14 protein-coding genes are annotated in these 17,575 nt (G+C 66.6%); 8 read left to right on the forward strand and 6 right to left on the reverse strand.

The genetic code is table 11. The features are described from left to right. The first annotated feature begins 143 nt into the window (after window positions 1-143). Window positions 144-1,148 carry an energy transducer TonB gene (locus G467_RS0109985; RefSeq protein ID WP_026802558.1) on the forward strand — a complete coding sequence of 335 codons (1,005 nt, stop codon included), beginning with the start codon at window positions 144-146 and terminating at the stop codon, window positions 1,146-1,148. A 68-nt stretch (window positions 1,149-1,216) separates the two neighbouring features. Here the strand turns inward: G467_RS0109985 and G467_RS0109990 are convergent, their stop codons facing one another. The 4 genes from G467_RS0109990 to G467_RS0110005 form a co-directional block, all read right to left on the reverse strand. Continuing rightward, the gene (locus G467_RS0109990) at window positions 1,217-2,386 is read right to left on the reverse strand and encodes an ABC transporter permease (RefSeq protein ID WP_022969599.1); all 1,170 of its coding nucleotides are present in this window, start codon (window positions 2,384-2,386) and stop codon (window positions 1,217-1,219) included. Further along, entirely contained in the window at window positions 2,383-3,129 is a 747-nt protein-coding gene (locus G467_RS0109995) for an ABC transporter ATP-binding protein (protein WP_022969600.1), read from the reverse strand. The genes G467_RS0109990 and G467_RS0109995 overlap by 4 nt, the downstream gene beginning before the upstream one ends. A 49-nt stretch (window positions 3,130-3,178) precedes the next feature. Continuing rightward, entirely contained in the window at window positions 3,179-4,720 is a 1,542-nt protein-coding gene (locus tag G467_RS16290; protein WP_022969601.1) for an alpha/beta hydrolase, read from the reverse strand. Between the two features lie 90 nt (window positions 4,721-4,810). After that, window positions 4,811-5,560 carry an FAD-binding oxidoreductase gene (locus G467_RS0110005; protein ID WP_022969602.1) on the reverse strand — a complete coding sequence of 250 codons (750 nt, stop codon included), beginning with the start codon at window positions 5,558-5,560 and terminating at the stop codon, window positions 4,811-4,813. Window positions 5,561-5,686: 126 nt separating this feature from the next. Here G467_RS0110005 and G467_RS0110010 point away from each other — a divergent pair, with 126 nt between their 5' ends. The 3 genes from G467_RS0110010 (at window position 5,687) to G467_RS0110020 (ending at window position 8,158) form a co-directional block, all read left to right on the forward strand. Continuing rightward, the gene (locus G467_RS0110010) at window positions 5,687-6,640 is read left to right on the forward strand and encodes an ABC transporter ATP-binding protein (protein WP_022969603.1); all 954 of its coding nucleotides are present in this window, start codon (window positions 5,687-5,689) and stop codon (window positions 6,638-6,640) included. After that, window positions 6,637-7,413 carry an ABC transporter permease gene (locus tag G467_RS0110015; RefSeq protein ID WP_022969604.1) on the forward strand — a complete coding sequence of 259 codons (777 nt, stop codon included), beginning with the start codon at window positions 6,637-6,639 and terminating at the stop codon, window positions 7,411-7,413. Before G467_RS0110010 ends, G467_RS0110015 begins: the two co-directional genes overlap by 4 nt. 76 nt (window positions 7,414-7,489) lie before the next feature. After that, the gene (locus tag G467_RS0110020) at window positions 7,490-8,158 is read left to right on the forward strand and encodes a hypothetical protein (RefSeq protein ID WP_022969605.1); all 669 of its coding nucleotides are present in this window, start codon (window positions 7,490-7,492) and stop codon (window positions 8,156-8,158) included. 6 nt (window positions 8,159-8,164) lie between these two features. Here the strand turns inward: G467_RS0110020 and G467_RS0110025 are convergent, their stop codons facing one another. Together G467_RS0110025 and G467_RS16295 are read right to left on the reverse strand one after the other, a co-directional pair. Next, the gene (locus G467_RS0110025) at window positions 8,165-11,224 is read right to left on the reverse strand and encodes an efflux RND transporter permease subunit (RefSeq protein ID WP_022969606.1); all 3,060 of its coding nucleotides are present in this window, start codon (window positions 11,222-11,224) and stop codon (window positions 8,165-8,167) included. Beyond that, window positions 11,221-12,330, reverse strand: a complete 1,110-nt coding sequence (locus G467_RS16295) for an efflux RND transporter periplasmic adaptor subunit (RefSeq protein WP_022969607.1) — start codon at window positions 12,328-12,330, stop codon at window positions 11,221-11,223. The genes G467_RS0110025 and G467_RS16295 overlap by 4 nt, the downstream gene beginning before the upstream one ends. A gap of 74 nt (window positions 12,331-12,404) precedes the next feature. On the opposite strand from G467_RS16295, the gene G467_RS17545 reads away from it, so the two are divergent. The 4 genes from G467_RS17545 (at window position 12,405) to G467_RS0110050 (ending at window position 17,573) form a co-directional block, all read left to right on the forward strand. Next, window positions 12,405-12,944, forward strand: coding sequence for a MarR family winged helix-turn-helix transcriptional regulator (locus G467_RS17545; RefSeq protein ID WP_022969608.1), 540 nt, complete (start codon window positions 12,405-12,407; stop codon window positions 12,942-12,944). An 11-nt stretch (window positions 12,945-12,955) separates the two neighbouring features. Further along, the gene (locus G467_RS0110040) at window positions 12,956-14,935 is read left to right on the forward strand and encodes a UvrD-helicase domain-containing protein (protein WP_022969609.1); all 1,980 of its coding nucleotides are present in this window, start codon (window positions 12,956-12,958) and stop codon (window positions 14,933-14,935) included. A 574-nt stretch (window positions 14,936-15,509) separates the two neighbouring features. Further along, window positions 15,510-16,415 carry a 5'-nucleotidase, lipoprotein e(P4) family gene (locus G467_RS0110045; protein WP_022969610.1) on the forward strand — a complete coding sequence of 302 codons (906 nt, stop codon included), beginning with the start codon at window positions 15,510-15,512 and terminating at the stop codon, window positions 16,413-16,415. 276 nt (window positions 16,416-16,691) lie between these two features. Beyond that, window positions 16,692-17,573 carry a hypothetical protein gene (locus G467_RS0110050; RefSeq protein WP_022969611.1) on the forward strand — a complete coding sequence of 294 codons (882 nt, stop codon included), beginning with the start codon at window positions 16,692-16,694 and terminating at the stop codon, window positions 17,571-17,573. Window positions 17,574-17,575: the final 2 nt, after the last annotated feature.

Here is a 17,575-nt window from a genome sequence, read left to right on the forward strand (position 1 = left end):
GAATGGCGAGCCCGTCACAGACGCGAAAGACGAAAACAAGGCTAAATTTCAAGAAAGTGACGGCCGCAACGGAAATGGCTTGACAACTCGGCCAAACTTTTATGTGCTGAAAGTCACGCCCCATCCCTCAGGAAGCGCTACCCATGTCCAGAATGTCCCCGTCCACCGTGTCCCTGCGTCTGGCCATTGCCCTCGCGCTGGGTCTGGGTCTCGCCGCCTGCGGCAAGGACCAGCCTGCCGATACCGCTACCCCGGCCGCGACCGCGCCGGCCGGCCCGACCGCCGCCGAGCAGGCGGCTGCCCAGGCCGCCCAGCAGCAGGCCGCTGCCCTCGCCGCCCTGTCGGCCGAAGAACTCAAGTCGCGCGGCGGCAAGGCCCTGCGCGAGCAGCGTCTGTATGCGCCGGCCGGTGACAACGCGATGGAGTACTACCTCGCCCTGCGCAAAAAGACCGAGAAGCCCGATGCCTCCGCCGAGAGCGCGCTCATCGACCTGCTGCCCTACGCGGTCATCGCCGCCGAGCAGGCCCTGGGCCGCGAAGACTTCATCGAAGCCGAGCGTCTGCGTGCCCTGATCGCCGACACCGATGCCCAGGCCCCGGCCTTGCCGCGCATCGCCGACGCCATCGCCAAGGGCAAGGCCAATGTCGCCACGCGCGCGACGGCTGAAGCCACGCGTGCCGAGCAGCTCGCCAAAGCGGCCGAAGAAGCCAAGACCAAGGCTGCTGAAGCGGCGGCCGCTGCCGCGATTGCCGCGCGCACGCCGTCCACGCCGTCCGCACCGACGCCTTCGGCGCCGACCCCGGAACGCGCGGCGCCGCCGCCGGAGCGCAGCACCCCGGTCGCGACCGCCCCAACCCCGCCGCCGCCGGCGCCCACGCCGCCGCGCGCAGCCAGCAGCGGTGGTCTCGTGCCGGTGAGCACGCCGCAGCCGGCTTACCCGCCGGATGCCCTGCGCCAGGGCACCACGGGCGAAGTCGTGGTCAGCTTCACGGTCAACTCCGACGGTTCGGTCAGCAATATCGATATCGTCAGCGCCAAGCCGCGTGGCGTGTTCGATCGCAACGTGCAGGCCGCGGTGCGTCGCTGGAAATTCCAGCCGGTGGATCAGCCGCAGAACGTCACGCGCACGTTCACCTTCGCGCGCTAATCGCGATTTAGCCACAGGAAAAAGGCCCGGCAATGCCGGGCCTTTTTTTTCCGCGTCAATCGCGTCGGTTATGCCGAGATCGCGAGTCTCTCGTCGTGGTAGCGACGCGCAGCCAGCAACCACAACACCAGGCCGAGGCCGAAGCCCGCCGCCAGGTACACCCCCCATTCCATCGGGCTGATCAGTTCGCCGCGCACGAGCTTGAGGATCATCTGATTCTGCGCGAGGAACGGCGTCGCCAGCATCCACAGCTGATTCTTCACCGGGTTCACCATCAGGATGATGGTCGGCAGCATCGGCAGCAGGATCAGCAGACTCATGTAGCTCTGCGCTTCCTTGACCGACTTGGCGCCGGCGGCGATCAGCGTGAGCAAACAGGTGCCCACGAGCACGATCGGCACCAGCACGACGAGGATGCGCACGATCGCCCACAGCGACACGTCGAGCTTGATGCCGAGGCCCGGCGAGAGCAGGAAGCTGAGCTTGAACATGATCAGGGTCAGCACCAGGCTCAGCAGCCCGATCGCGGTCGCGGCGAGGATCTTGCCGCTCATGATCGTCGCGCGCGACGCCGGCGTTGCCAGCAGCGGTTCCAGCGATTGCCGTTCGCGTTCGCCTGCGGTGACGTCGATGACCAGGGCCGCGCCGCCGAGGAAGCCGCTGAGAATCAGCATGTAGGGCAGGAACGCGAGTGCCTGGCCGACGCGACTTTCCGGCGTCGCCATGTCGCGATGGCTCACGCGCAGCGGCTGTGCCGTGGTCGGACTGACACCACGCGCGATCAGGCGCAAGGCGCCGATGCCCTGCCCGTAGGTTTCCAGCAAGGCCTCCACGCGACGCACGGGAATGTCGGCATCCTGGCGCGAGGTGTCGTGGATGATCTCCACGCTCGCGGGCAAACTGCCCCGCCATTGCTCGCCGAACTTGCCATCGATACGCAGGATCACATCCTCGGCCTGGCTGCGGATCGCCGCATCCGGATCGGCGGGCGCGGGCTTGATCACGATGTTCTGGCCCTCGAGCCAGGCGACCAGGTTCGGCGCATTCTGCGCACCGACCACGGGCAGCTCCAGCGGCTTCTCCAACTGCGTGCTGATGCGATTGCTGGCCAGGTAGCCGATGCCGAGGATCAGCGCCGGCGCCAGCAGCGGGCCCATGAGCAGCGACACCATCAGGGTGCGGCGATCGCGGAACAGGTCGGTCAATTCCTTGACCATCACGGTGAACAGCGGGCTCATGCGTGCAGTCCTTCTTCCGAACCGATGGCTTTGACAAAGGCCTCTTCGAGATTGGCCTCGCCGGTTTGAGCGCGCAGCTCGTCGGGTGTGCCGGCGGCCATGACGCGGCCGTTGGCGATCACCACGATGCGATCGCACAGCGCAGCGACCTCTTGCATGATGTGGCTGGAGAAAATCACGCAGCGACCTTCGGCGCGCAGCTGGCGCAGGAAGTCGCGCAATCCGCGCGTGGTCATCACGTCGAGGCCGTTGGTGGGCTCGTCGAGAATGACGTTCTTGGGATCGTGCACCAGCGCCCGCGCGATCGCGGTCTTGGTGCGTTGGCCTTGCGAGAAGCCTTCGGCCTGGCGATCGAGTACATCTTCCATGCCCAGCGCTTCGGACAGTTCGCGCGTCCGGCGGGCGATGTCGGCATCGCTCATGCCGTGCAGGCGGCCGAAATACGCGATGTTCTCGCGCGCGGTCAGACGTTTGTAGACGCCGCGCGCGTCGGGCAGCACGCCCAGGCGGCGACGCACGGCTTCGGCATCGCGTACGGCATCGAAGGCATCGACTTCGACGCGGCCTGCGTCCGGCGACATCAGGGTGTAGAGCATGCGCAGCGTCGTGGTCTTGCCGGCGCCGTTGGGGCCGAGCAGGCCGGTGATCTCGCCGTCGTTGGCGCGAAAGCTCACGCCTTGCACGGCTTTGACCAGACCGGTCTTGGTCTGGAAGGATTTATGCAGATCGAGGGCTTCGATCATGACGGGAACCTCGCGAGTAGGGGGTTCGAAACGGGGCGGTGCGCGGCGCTCATGGATCCCATCCATAGAAGCCGACGAAGGGTTGTGCGTAGGCGACCTTGTCCAGGCAGTGCGCATCGAGCGCCTTGGCGTCGGCGGTTTCGACGAAGCGCGCAAACAGCTTGGGCATGCAGCCGATCGGCAGCACGTTGTGGCCCTGACCACGCACGACCAGATGGCGGCCGTTGACCAGATTCTTGAGCACTTCGTCGCCGTAGCGCGGCGGTGTGACCGGATCGAATTCGCCCGACAGGATCAGCACCGGGCCCTTGCCGGTCAGCGGTGCGCGGAAATCCGCCGGACGCTGGCCATGCGGCCAGACGGCGCACTGTTCGGCCAGCACCACGACCAGGTCCTTGCCAAGCAGACGGGCCGCATCGGCGGGATCAGCGCGCAGTTCCGGCGCGTCTTCGGTGCAGATCACCGACAACTGCATACCGGTCATGATCTGGTCGCCGACGGTGCCGGTGATCAGCGTCGACAGCGCCATCAACGGCTCGTAACGCCCTTGCACGGCTTCGTTGAGGACCAACGGCAACAACCCGGCGGCCTGCGGCGAATACGCGAACATGCGCGCGAGGTTGGCGACATGGTCGGGGGTCAGCGTGCGCGTTTTGACTTCGCCGGTGATCGCGTCGCGGAAGGTGACCTGCGGCGGCGCTTTCGCGAGCGTCGCCATCAGCGTGTCCAGACGCGCGCGCGGATCGCCGAGCTTGGCCGTGCAGGTTTTGTCCTGGCGGCAGCGCGCGAACTGCAGGCCCAGCGAATCTTCGAGGTTGCGGGCAAATTCGTTGCCGAACACCAGCGTGTTCGGCGCGATGCCGTCGATGGTGATCGTGCGGGTGTGCTGTGGGTAGCGCTTGCCGTATTGCTGGGCGACGCGCGTGCCGTAGGACACGCCCATGAGGTTGATCTTCTCGGCGCCGATCGCCTGGCGCACGGCGTCGAGATCCTGGATCGCATCGGTCGTGGTGTACAGGCGCAGATCGGCCTTCTTCGACAGTTCGGTCACGCAACGCGCGGCGAACGCGCGCGCGCCGGCGAGATCGTCGCCTTCCTCCATGTCGGCGTTCTTGCCGGCGCTGTTGCGGCAGGAGAGCTTGTTCGAACCGCCGGTGCCGCGCTGGTCGACCAGCACGATGTCGCGCTTGCGATTGACCTCGGCGAAGGCCGGCGCGATGCCCGGATACGATTCAAGCGCGGACTGGCCCGGACCGCCGGCGATCATGAACATCGGATCGGGTTCGGCTTCGCCGCGCGCAGGCAGCCAGGCGATCGCCAGCGTGATCTTGCGGCCGGCGGGTTTGGCATGGTCTTCGGGCACCTGCAGGCTCGCGCATTGCGCTTCCACGCTCTGCGTGCCGAAATCCGGCGCCAGCGTGCAGGGCGAGAATTCGAGCCGTCCCAACCGGCGCGGGACCGCGGGCGCGACCGTCGCCGCGCTCGTACGGGCCTCGGTCTTGTTCGCCGCCTGCGGATGCCAACGGTTCCAGGCCAGCACCACCAGGACGACGATCAGTCCCAGCCAGCGCAAGTTCTTCTTGTTCAACATCGCGATCTCCCGTAATTGCCCGCTCACGATGACAGACGCGTGGGCGGACGCCATGTGACAAAGGGGGGTCGGGTCCGGTCGGACCCGCGGCTATTTGCTGCTGACGTATTTTTCCCGGCGGATGTGCGGGATCGGCAGGCCATGGCCCTTGAGCGCCTCGAAGGCGGCGTCGACCATGTTCGGATTGCCGCACAGGTAGGCGATGTCGCCCTCGGCCTGCGGGGCGAATTCGGCCAACGCGTCCTGCACATAGCCACGGCGCACGTCGGGATGGGCGTTCTCCGGGAGTTCGCGCGAGAAGCACGGCACGAAGCGGAAGTTCGCGTGACGGTCGGCGAAAGTGCGGAAGTCCTCGCCGTAAATCAGTTCTTCGGGCGTGCGCGCGCCGAACAGCAGCACGACTTCGACGCCGCGGTCGCGCATGAGCGCCTCGAGCTGCGGCAGCATCGCGCGGTAGGGCGTGACACCCGTGCCGGTCCCGATGAGCAGATAGCGCTTGTTGGCGTCGTTGGGCATGAGGCAGAACCGGCCATACGGCCCGCTCGCCTGGATCTGCTGGCCTTCGTCGAGCGCGGTGAACAAGGCAGTTGCTGCGCCGCCGGGCACGTAGCTCACGGCGATCTCGACCGCCTCGCCGGGCCCGAGGGCGTGATCGTGCACCGTCGCCAGCGAGTAGCTGCGCTTGGTCGCGGTGCCGTCGGGATAGTTGAAATGCACCTGGATGAACTGCCCGGGATTGAAATCCAGCGGCTGGCCGTCGTCGCGCGCGAACACCAGATGGCGCACGCTGGGCGCGAGCATGCGGCTGCCAATGAGCCGGAGCGGGAAGGGAAGGGCCACGGACACTCCAGGAGGGTCGGCGCCCGCGAACGGGGCCGGCCGGGAAAGGGAAGGCCATATAATAAAGGTCGCCCCCGGGTTTGTGCCGCGTTTCGCGCCACACCGGACCGATGGAGCCCCACCTGCATGTCCGCCCCCGCGCTGGAAATCACCGAGCTGCGCAAGACTTATGACAATGGCGTCGAGGCCCTCAAATCGGTCTCGCTGTCCGTCAATCCCGGCGACTTCTTCGCCCTGCTCGGCCCGAACGGCGCCGGCAAATCGACCCTGATCGGCGTGGTCAGCTCCCTGGTCAACGCCAGCGCGGGCAGCGTGAAGGTGTTCGGCGTCGACATCGCCAAAGAGCGTTCGGCCGCGATGCGCCTGCTTGGCCTGGTGCCGCAGGAAATCAATTTCAACATGTTCGAAACGCCGTTCGACATCCTGGTCAACTACGCCGGCTTCTACGGCATGCCGCGCGCGCAGGCACTGGTGCGCGCCGAGGAAGAGCTCAAGGCCGCGCAACTGTGGGGCAAGGCGCGGGTGATGAGCCGCACGCTCTCGGGCGGCATGAAGCGCCGCCTGATGATCGCGCGCGCGATGATGACCAAGCCGCGTCTGCTGATCCTCGACGAACCGACCGCCGGCGTCGACATCGAGATCCGTCGCGGCATGTGGAAGACGCTCAAGGAAGTGAACGCGGCCGGCACCACGGTGATCCTGACCACGCACTACCTGGAAGAAGCCGAAAGCCTGTGCCGAAATCTCGCGATCATCGACCGCGGCCAGATCATCGAGCAGGGCCCGATGAAGATGCTGCTGTCCAAGCTCGACGTCGAAGGCTTCGTGCTCGACATCGACGGCCAGCTACCCGGTGTGCTGCCGCAGCTCGAGGGCATCAAGCTCGAAGCCAGCGACGATCACACGATCCAGCTGGAAATGCCGCGCAGCCGCGACCTCAACGGCGTGTTCGCCGCGCTCGATGCGGCCGGCATCCGCGTGCGTTCGATGCGCACGCAGAGCAATCGTCTCGAAGAACTTTTCGTACGCCTGACCGGCGACAACAACAAGAATCCGATCACGGCCGGAGCGGGCGCATGAGCAATCCCAACCTGGTCGCCCTGGGCACGATCGCCCGTCGCGAGGTCTCGCGCATCCTGCGCATCTGGGCGCAGACCCTGGTGCCGCCGGCGATCACGATGACGCTGTACTTCCTGATCTTCGGCACCCTGATCGGCTCGCGCATCGGCCAGATGGGCGGCTTCAGCTACATGGACTTCATCGTGCCCGGCCTGGTCATGATGGCGGTCATCCAGAATGCCTACGGCAACATCAGCTCCTCGTTCTTCGGCGCGAAGTTCGGTCGTCATGTCGAGGAACTGCTGGTCTCGCCGATGCCCAACTGGGTGATCCTCGGCGGCTATGTCGCCGGCGGCGTGCTGCGCGGGCTCATGGTCGGTGCCATCGTGCTGATCATCGCGATGTTCTTCACGCATGTGCGCGTGCCGCATCCGCTGGTGACCTTCAGCACCGTGCTGCTGGGCGCGACGATCTTCTCGCTGGCCGGGTTCGTCAATGCGGTGTACGCGAAGAAGTTTGACGATATCGCCTTGATCCCGACCTTCATCCTCACGCCGCTGACTTACCTCGGCGGCGTGTTCTATTCGGTGCACGTGCTGCCGCCGTGGGCCGAGGCCGCAACGCACGCGAACCCGATCTTCTACATGGTCAACGCGTTCCGTTACGGCCTGCTCGGCGAAAAGGCGATCGACCTGCCGTTGTGGGCCGCGTATGCGGTGATGCTCGGCTTCGTCGCGGCGCTGACCTGGCTCGGCCTGCGCCTGCTGACCAAGGGCGTCGGGCTGCGCAGCTGACCTCGGCGGCGTTTACGCGCTTGTTGCGCGAGCGTATGTTGGCGGCACCGGATGCCGCCGCGTCGAGGAGCTCGCGATGTTCATCGGCCACCTCGCCCTCGCTTTCGCCGCCAAACCGCTGGTGCCGCGCGTCTCGCTCGGCTGGCTGATGGCGGCGACCTTGTTCATTGACCTGCTGTGGCCGATTTTTCTCTTGGCCGGCTGGGAACACGTCGAGATCGCGCCCGGCAATACCGCGTTCACGCCATTGGCGTTTACGGACTATCCGATCACGCACAGCCTCGTCGGCGCGGCGGGCTGGGCCCTGTTGGCGGCGCTGGCGTTCGGTGTGTGGAAAAAGGATCGGCGCGGTGCGTGGGTGATAGGCCTGCTCGTGCTCAGTCACTGGTTTCTGGATGCGATTTCGCACCGGCCGGATCTGCCCTTGTGGCCCGGGGATTCGCCGCTGATCGGCCTGGGCTTGTGGAATTCGATACCGCGCACGCTGATGGTCGAGGGCCTGATGTTTGCCGTCGGCGTCGTGTTGTACCTGCGCGCGACCCTGCCGGGCGATCGCAGCGGGTTGTATCCGTTCCTGGGCTGGCTGGCGCTCGTGCTGGTGAGTTACGCGGCCGCGAGTTTCGGTCCGCTGCCGCCGGATGCGCATACGCTGGCCCTGTCCGCGCTCGCCGTGTATCTGCTGCCGCCGTGGGCGGCCTGGTTCGACCGCCATCGCGTGCCGGCCGAACGACCGCTCGCGCGCTGAGCCGACTCAGGCCGAGGGCGCTTTTCGGCTCGCGCGCCGCTTCACCCACTCGCCCAGATCATCGAGCACGGTGAACGCGGCCGGGATCACGATCAGGCTCAGCAGCGTCGAAGTAATCAGGCCGCCAATGACAGCGATCGCCATCGGCGCGCGGAAGCTCGAATCACCCGAGAAACCCAGCGCGATCGGCAACATGCCCGCGCCCATCGCCAACGTGGTCATGACCACCGGCTGCGCACGCTTGCGGCAGGCGTCGATCAGCGCGTCGTGCTGGCTCAGATGGCCCTCGTCTTCGGCCATGACGGCATAGTCGACAAGCAGGATCGAGTTCTTCGTCGCGATGCCGATCAGCATCAGCAGGCCGATCAGTGCCGGCAACGACAGCGCGTTCTGCGTGAGCAGCAACGCACCGAACGCGCCTCCCGCGCACAGCGGCACCGCGGTCAGGATCGTCAACGGCTGCAGCGCGTGGTTGAACAGCAGCAGGAGCACCATGTAGATGCAGATCAGACCGGCGGCCATCGCCAGCAGGAAGCCGACGAACAGCTCGACGAACACTTCCGCATCGCCGGTGTTGAGGAAGCTCACGCCGGCTGGCAGTTTTTTCACGCTCGGCAGCTGCTGCACTTCGTTCATGACATCGCCCAGCGGCCGACCATTGAGTTCAGCGGTGAAGGTGATGTTGCGCTGCCGCTGGTAGCGCGAGATCTGCGAGGGGCCACTGCCGGCGCGGATGTCCGCGACCGCCGACAAAGGCACGCTGCCGTTTTTGCCCGGCACGCGCAGGTTGCCGATCAGCGCCGGATCGGCGAGCGTGGCTTCGTCGAAGCCCACGCGGATCGGCACCTGGCGTTCGGGCAGGTTGAGTTTGGCCAGACGCTGGGTGAAATCGCCCGTGGTCGCGATGCGCGCGGCCTCGGCGATGTCGCTGGTTGCCACGCCCAGATCCGCGGCACGCGCCGGGTCGGGCGTGATGACGATTTCCGGACGCAGCAAGGACGCCGAGGATGTGATGCTGCCCAGGCCCTTGAGCGTGCGCAGGTCGCGTTCCAACAGCTGCGCGGCGTCGAGCAGACGTTGCGGGTCGTCACCGGCGAGCACGAGCTGCATCAGTTCGCCCGGTTCGGAACTGATGTAGCTCACGCGCGCCCCGGGCAGGTCGGCCAGGCGCGCGCGCGCATCACGCTCGAGATCCTTCTGGCTGCGCTCGCGGGTATCGGGGGTACCCCAGTCGAGCACGAGCGTGGCCTTGCGCACTTCACCGATGCCGGTCTTGGTCGGATCACCGATGTCGAGCACGCTGCCGACCGTCGTGTAGGTCTGCTGGAGTTCCTTGATCGCACCGAGTTTGGCGCGCGCCTGTTCCGCGAGTGCGACCGTGTCGGTCAGGCGCGTGCCGGGCGGCAATTCCAGGCTGAGATTGCTGCGACCCAGATCGGTGAACGGAATGAAGGTCGCGGGAATGAAGGGCACGATCGCCAACGACGCAACGAACAGACCGGTGGCGATCCATAGCGTGAGCGCGCGATGGCGCAGGGCCGCATCGACCCAGCCCAGGTACCAGGTCATCAGTCGCGATTCGCGCTCGTCGATCGGATGCGCCTTGAGCTGGTACGCCGCCATCATCGGCGTCAGCAGGCGCGCGACCAGCAGCGAGAACAGCACCGCGGTGGCAGCCGTCCAGCCGAATTCGCGGAAGAACTTGCCGGCGATGCCGGGCATGAAGGCGACGGGCACGAACACGGCGGCGAGCGTCAGTGAGGTCGCGATGACGGCGGTGCCGATCTCGTCGGCGGCTTCGCGCGCCGCTTCCAACGGCGACTTGCCCATGCGCAGATGGCGCACGATGTTCTCGATCTCGACGATCGCGTCGTCGACCAGGATGCCGACCACGACCGACAGCGCCAGCAGCGTGATGAGGTTGAGGCTGAAGCCGAACCAGTACATGACCGCAAACGTCGGAATGATCGACAGCGGCAGCGCGACGGCCGACACCCAGGTCGCACGCCAGTCGCGCAGGAACAGCCACACGACCAGCAGGGCGAGTGCCGCGCCTTCCCACAGCATCGTCATCGAAGAATCGAAACTGCGTTGCGCTTCCTCGACCGTGGAGGTCACCAACTGGAAACGCACCGCGGGATTGGCCGCCTCAAGGTCGGCGAGTACGGCGCGCACGCGTTTGGCGACGTCGATTTCGCTCGACCCGCGCGTGCGCGAGAGCGAGAACGCGACGACCGGCTGGCCGTCGAGCAGGGCGACCTGGCTGGGATCCGCCGCGCCGTCGACGATGTTGGCGAGCGCCGAGAGGCGCACGCCGCGGCCGTCGGGCAGGCTGATGGAAAAATCGCGCAGAGCGTTCGCGTCGGCGATCGTGCCGACGGTGCGGATCATCTGCTGCGCGCCGTCGACTTCGGCTTTGCCGCTGGGCCGTTCGGCCTGGATACGCGCGAGCTGCTGCGACACCTGCCCGGCGGTCACGCCGTAAGCCTGCAGGGCCTGCGGATCGAGGTCGACGCGCACCTGGCGATCGATGCCGCCCGAGCGCGTGACCAGGGCGACGCCCGGCACGCCGTACAGCGCCTTGCTCACTTCGCGATCGACGAACCAGCTCAGCTCGTCGGTGCGCAGCGATTTCGATGCGACCGCATACGTCATCAGCGAGCCGCCGACATTGATCTTGGCGACGATCGGCTCCTGGATGTCCTGCGGCAGATCGGCGCGGATGCGCGTGATCGCGTCGCGGGTATCGTCAAGCGCCGTCGCCAGATCGGTATCGAGGGTGAACTCGATCGTCGTCGTGCTGACGCCGTCGTTGACGCCGGACATCACCCGCTTGATGCCGGGGATCGTCGCGACCGAGTCCTCGACCTTGCGCGTGACTTCGGTCTCCAGCTGACTGGGCGACGCGCCCGGCAGCGGCACGGTGACCGTGACCATCGGGAAGGAAATATCCGGGAAGCGCGATACCGGCAGCTTGTGGAAACCCCACAGGCCGGCCACGCACAACACGAAGAACAGCATCAGCGCCGGCAGCGGCCGGTTGATCGCCCAGGCGGAAAAATTCATGGCGTCGGACCCGCCGCCGCGGCGTCGGTGACCACGTGCACGCGATCGCCGTCGCCGAGGAAGCCGGCGCCCCGGTCGACGACGGCATCGCCGGCCTTCAGACCTTCGACGACCTCGATGTCGCCGCCGCTGGCCGCACCGGTGCGCACGCGCAGGCGATGTGCGATGCCCTGTGCGTCGACGCTGAATACGTAGGCGTAACCATCGCGCTGCACGATCGCCGCCGCGGGCACCATCAGCGCCTGCGCGGCGCTGGTGACGATGCGGCCTTCGACGAAGGCGCCGGCTTTGAGCGCGCCGGGGGCGGGCAGATCGGCGTACATCGTGCCGGTGCGCGTGCTCGCATCCAAGCCCGGCGAGACCGCACGCACGCGACCTTCCACCGGCCTGCCGTCGGCGCCGGTCAGAATCACTTTCGCACCGGTCTGCACGCGCGCGAGTTCCGCTTCGGCGAGCTCCGCACGCCATTCCAGACGGCCCTGGCGGATCAGGCGCAACAATTCGCTGCCGGCCGCGACTACTTGGCCCGGTTGCACGAGACGTTTGGAAATCACGCCGTCATCGGGCGCGCGCAGGTCGGCGAAATCGCGGCGCAGTTGCACGCCGTCGCGTTGCGCCCGCGTGGTCGCCTGGCGCGCCTGCGCCTGCACGAGCGCGGCGCGCAGTTCGTCGAGCGCACTGGCACTGATCAGCTGGCTCTTCGCCAGCGCCTGGCCGCGCGACAGATTGACCTCGGCGAGCTTCACGCCCGCATCGGCTTCGTTGAGCGCGGCCTGCGCCTGGCGCAGGTCGCTGTCGAGCGTGCGGTGATCGAGCTCGAGCAACACCTGGCCCTTCTTCACGGCCTGGCCGACGTCCACGCGCAGGGCGGTCACGCGCACGCCGCTGAGTTCGACGCCCAGCTGCATTTCTTCCCAGGCCGTGACCGGCCCGGAAGCGATCACCGTGCGGTCGATCGCGCGCAGTTGCGCACGCGCCAGGGTGACGGTGAGGCTGGCGGCGGGCGCCGCGCTGGCCTCGGTTTCGGACGCGGGATCCTTGCTGCAAGCGGCCAGGATCAGGCAGGACGCGACGAAGACCGTCGCGGAGAGGGGTCGGAAAGCCATGTCGGCGGATGCTCGTCGTGTATTATCAGGGCCATGATAACTTATCAGTACCCTGATATTGCAACCCGCCAGCCATGAGCCAGCCCGCCGCCAAGAACGACCCCCTGAATCTCGCGCTCAAACAGCTCGATCACCTGTGCCGCATCGTCATGAGCAGCCGTCTGCGCGCAGACGGTATCGAGATCAGCTATCCGGCCGCGGCCGCGCTGTGCTTCCTCGAGGAAACGCCGGGCCTGTCCGGCGCGCAGCTCGCGCGCTGGGCGATGGTGACGCCGCAGACAATGAACCAGATCCTGACCGGGCTCGAGCGCGATGGCCTGCTCGTGCGTGAAGCCGACCCCGATCATGGGCGCATTCTGCGAGCCTTCCTGACCGCGCGCGGGCTGGCCGAGAACCGCCGTTGCGAAACCGTCGCCGAACAACTGGTCGAGGACATGCAGAACGGCATGTCGCGGGCGGACCGTTCGGAATTCCTGCGCCTGATCCATCGCTGCCGCGACAACATGCAGCAGTACGCCAAGCTGGAGAAGGCGGCGGGGGAGGAGGAACTGGTGCTTCCCAATAAGAAAGTGGTGCGCAAGAAGGCGGCGGCAAAAAAGGTGACGCCGAAGTAAACTAGCCGCGCATGTCCGGCCTCAATTCCCCCCAGAAACTCGCCGTCGAATACACCGACGGTCCCCTGCTCGTGCTCGCTGGCGCGGGCAGCGGCAAGACGCGCGTGATCACCGAGAAAATCGCGCACCTGATTGGCAGTGGCCGGCACGAAGCCAAGCACGTCGCCGCGATCACCTTCACCAACAAGGCCGCGCGGGAAATGCGCGAGCGCGTGGCCAAGCGCGTGAAGGGCGACAAGGCCGAGGGTCTGACGATCTCGACCTTCCATTCGCTGGGTTTGAAGTTCCTGCAGATTGAACACGAGCGCGCGAAGCTGCGTCGCGGCTTCTCGATTTTCGACACCGACGACCAGATGGGCATCGTCAAGGACCTCCTGGGTCCGGGCCTGAAAAACGATGCGTATGAAAGCATGCGCGGCTTGGTCTCGCGCGCGAAGAACGAAGCCCTGTCGCCCGAGCAGGCGCTCGAGGCCGCGCGTTCGGCGCGCGAGCGCGAGGCCGCCGCCTTGTACGCGAAATATCAGCAGCGTCTGCAGGCCTTCAACGCCGTCGACTTCGACGATCTCATCCGGCTGCCGCTGACCTTGCTCGAAGCCGAGCCCGATCTCGCCGCCGGCTGGCGTGAGCGCATCCGCTATCTGCTCGTCGACGAATGCCAGGACACCAACGGCGCGCAGTACCGCCTGCTCAAGCAGCTCGCCGGCGCGCGCGGCAACATGACCTGCGTGGGCGACGACGACCAGAGCATCTACGCCTGGCGCGGCGCCAATCCGGAAAACCTGGATCTGCTCGCGGTCGATTATCCGAACCTGAAAGTCGTCAAGCTCGAGCAGAACTACCGTTGCTCGGGCCGCATCCTGCGCTGTGCGAACACGCTGATCGCGAAGAATCCGCACGCGCATCTCAAGCAGCTGTGGAGCCAGCACGGCGACGGCGAAAACGTGCGCGTCTGGGCCTGCCGCAACAACGAGCACGAGGCCGAACGCGTCGCCGGCGAGATTCATTATCTCAAGCAGGCCAAGGACATTCCCTGGGGCGAGTTCGCGATCCTGTTCCGCGGCAACCACCAGTCGCGCGTGCTGGAAAAGGCGCTGCAGCTGCTGCGCATCCCGTACCACCTCACCGGCGGCACCGCGTTCCTGGATCGCGGCGAGGTCAAGGACGCGCTGTCCTGGCTGCGCGTGCTGGCCAATCCCGACGACGACGCGGCCTTCCTGCGCGCGATCACCTCGCCCAAGCGCGAAGTCGGCGGCACCACTCTGGCCAAGCTCGCCGAAATGGCGCAGCAGGCGCATCTGCCGCTGTCGAAAGCGGCAGAAAACATCGCGATGCTCAAACAGCTCACGCCGCGCGCGGCCGCCGGCCTGGACGAATTCACCCGCATCGTGCATCGCCTGCGCGATGCGGCGGAGACGCTGACGCCGGCCGAACTGACCAAACAGCTCGCCGAACAATCGGGCCTGCTCGCGGCGATCCGCGCGCAATGCAAGGACGAAGCGAGCTATCTGCGCCGCAAGGAAAACCTCGATGAGCTCGCTTCCTGGTTCGAAGCGGTCAAAGGCAACGGACCGGGCGAACTCGCCGCGCAGCTGGCCCTGCTCAGCCATGCCGATCGCGGCGAGCCGGGCAACGAAGTGCGCCTGATGAGTTTGCACGCGGCCAAGGGCCTGGAATTCCGCGCGGTGTTCGTGGTCGGCTGCGAGGACGGCAACCTGCCGCACGAACACGCGATCGACGAAGGCGGACTCGAGGAAGAGCGGCGCCTGATGTACGTCGGCATCACGCGCGCGAAGGAACGCCTGTATCTGTCGCACAGCGCGGAGATCAAACGCTGGGGCGAACACCAGCATCTGCTGCCCAGCCGCTTCATCGACGAATTGCCGGCAGGCGATCTGCAGCGCGACGGCGCCGACCCCGAACTCGAATCGGTGCAGAAGAAGGAACGCGGCCGCGCGCATATGGACGCGATCGCGGCGCTGTTCGACTCCTGACTCGCGTGTGACCCGCTCGAACCAATGCTGCTCGGTTGGGAGCGGGCTTGATCGCGATGCACTTGCGGCTTCGCTTCGATGTTTGTTGCTTGGAAATCTCGCTTTCGCACCCGCGCCCCCAGCGCCGGCGGGTACCTGCGTGCCGGTTCGGGGGTACGTCCTGTACCCACTCACCGTCGTCGGCCATCCCTGGCCGACTCACACAGGTATCCCACCGTCACTGGGAGCGCTCTGACATCGCGAAGAGACTTTGCGAAGGTAAAAAGCTTTTCCACGCTGCTCCGAAAACATCGCAGAGCACCCCCGACCCACCCGGAATGATGTGAGCAGGCCAAGGATGGCCTGCGACGGTTCGTGAAGGGCAGGATGCCCGACCCGAACCGGCACCATCACTCCGGGTGGGTCGGGGGTGCGGGAGCCACAGCGAGATTCACCGGACGATACATCTCGGCAAGCGGACAGTCTTCGGCGAGCGGAGCACCGAGGCACTGGGTGCGAGCAGGTATCCGACCGATCACACAAGTCGCAGGGCTCTGCGACAATGCCGCTTTCCAATTTCGACCGGGGAATCCCGATGACCTTGCACCGCCTGCTTCCGCTTTCCCTGCTCGCCCTGGCCCTGGCCGGCTGCGAAATGCTGCCCACGCGCACCACCAGCACGCCCGAGGGCGCGCCGGTCGCGAGCACCGGTACAACCAGCGCAGGCGCGCCCGCCGCGCATGACAATCTCAATGCCGTGGCCTGGATGCAGACCTCGGTGGAATTTCGCCTGCTCACCGGCCAGACCTACCGCAGCGGCCTGGTCCAGCTCGACCGCGGCCTGAAGACGCCCACCTGGGACGCGCTGACCAAGGAAGACCGGGATACGCCGGCCGCGGGCCTGCCGCCGGCGGTCATCGTCGACGTCGACGAGACCGTGCTCGACAACTCGCCCTACCAGGCGCGCCTGATCCGCGACGGCAAGGGCTATGACGAATTCACCTGGGCGCAGTGGGTGCGCGAGGAAGCCGCCAAGCCCGTGCCCGGTGCCCTGGAATTCGCGCGCGCCGCCGCCGCGCGCGGCGTGACCATCTACTACGTGTCCAACCGCGCTGCCGACCTGGGCCCGGCGACCCTGGCCAACCTGCGCAAGGCCGGATTCCCGGTCAAGGACGACAGCCAGTTCCTGGGCCTGGGCACGATCGTGGACGGCTGCGAGGACAACGGCTCGGAGAAGGGCTGCCGCCGCCGCCTGGTCGGCCGCAGCCACCGGGTGATCCTGCAGTTCGGCGACCAGATCGGCGACATGGTCACCGTGCTGGCCAACAATGCCGAAGGTCGCGAGCAGGCCATGCGCCCCTACCTGGGCTGGGTCGGCGAGCGCTGGTTCGTGCTGCCCAACCCCAGCTACGGCAGCTGGGAGCCGGCCCTGTTCAATAACGAATGGTCCCAGCCCGAGGGCGAGCGCCGGCGCGCCAAGATCGACGCGCTTCGCTACTGATGTCAATAAAAACAATAGGTTGAACACGGAAACTTCAGGTATTGCATAAGCTTTGCGGCTGGCCTAAGCTGCCGCGGTCGGGGTTGGTTTTCGAACACACAACGACAACCTGTCCTCCGGTTCCACCGGATTTGCGGGAGGCCTCGGCCTCCCCTTTTTTTTGCCGCGGCCAATCGCCATACCGTGATCGGACACATACAGGGCCTTACGGCCGATCTGCTAGATTCCCCTTCCGATCCCTGCAACGGCCCGTTTCGGCCTCCGCACCCCTTCGTGATGCCCCGACCGACTTTCCGGCTGTTCGTCCTGCTGCTGCTGACCTGCCTGGCCCTGGGCCTGGGTGCCTGCCGTCGCGAGGTTGTGGCGCCCGGCGACCCGGTCGCGGCGGTCAAGGGCCTGGCCGAAGCGATCCAGGACAACGACCTGGTGCGTTACTCGCGCCTGTCGGTGCCGCCGGCCCTGCACAAGCAGATGGAGGAGCGCTGGCACGCCAAGCTCGCGGTGGCGCCGCCGCCGACCGAGAAGGAGCGCGCCGAATTCGCCCGCTGGATGGGCCGGCTCACCGAGCCCGGTGCCGAAGGCAAGCTCTATCAGTCGCTCGATCCCAAGCTCAAGAAACTCGAGGCCGAGATCGGCTCGCAATGGCCGCTGATGCAGACCACGGCCGGCATCTTCATCAAGGGCGTCATCAACGCCAATCCCAAGCTCACCGACTCGGAAAAGGCCCACGCCAGCGAAGTCGGCGGTGCCGTGATGGCCTGGTTGCAGCCGCAGGTGCTCACCGACCGTGCGCGGGCGCGCCAGGCCATGGTGGTGCTCAGCGCGACCGCACGCGAGCTCGATCTGCACACGCTCGAACAGACCCGTCAGCTGGAAATGATTCCGGCCTTGGAGAAAGGCGGCGTCCTGCTCAAGGGCCTCAAAGACATGGGCCGCGTGTACGGCATCGACGGCGACGCGGCCCTGGCCGGCGTCAGCGCCAAGACCATCGCGGCCGACGGCGATTTCGCCACGATGCAGGTCACCTATCCCCTGCTGGGAAAAACCGTGAGTTTCGAAATGCAGTTGATCCGCCGCGACGGCCGTTGGTACAGCGCCGACGCCGTGCGTAGTGCCGAAGCCGAGCTGTCGCAGCCGCTGTCGACCGCCGTCCGCTGAGT

It is taken from the genome of Arenimonas oryziterrae DSM 21050 = YC6267, from assembly GCF_000420545.1.
GTDB classification, from domain to species: domain Bacteria; phylum Pseudomonadota; class Gammaproteobacteria; order Xanthomonadales; family Xanthomonadaceae; genus Arenimonas; species Arenimonas oryziterrae.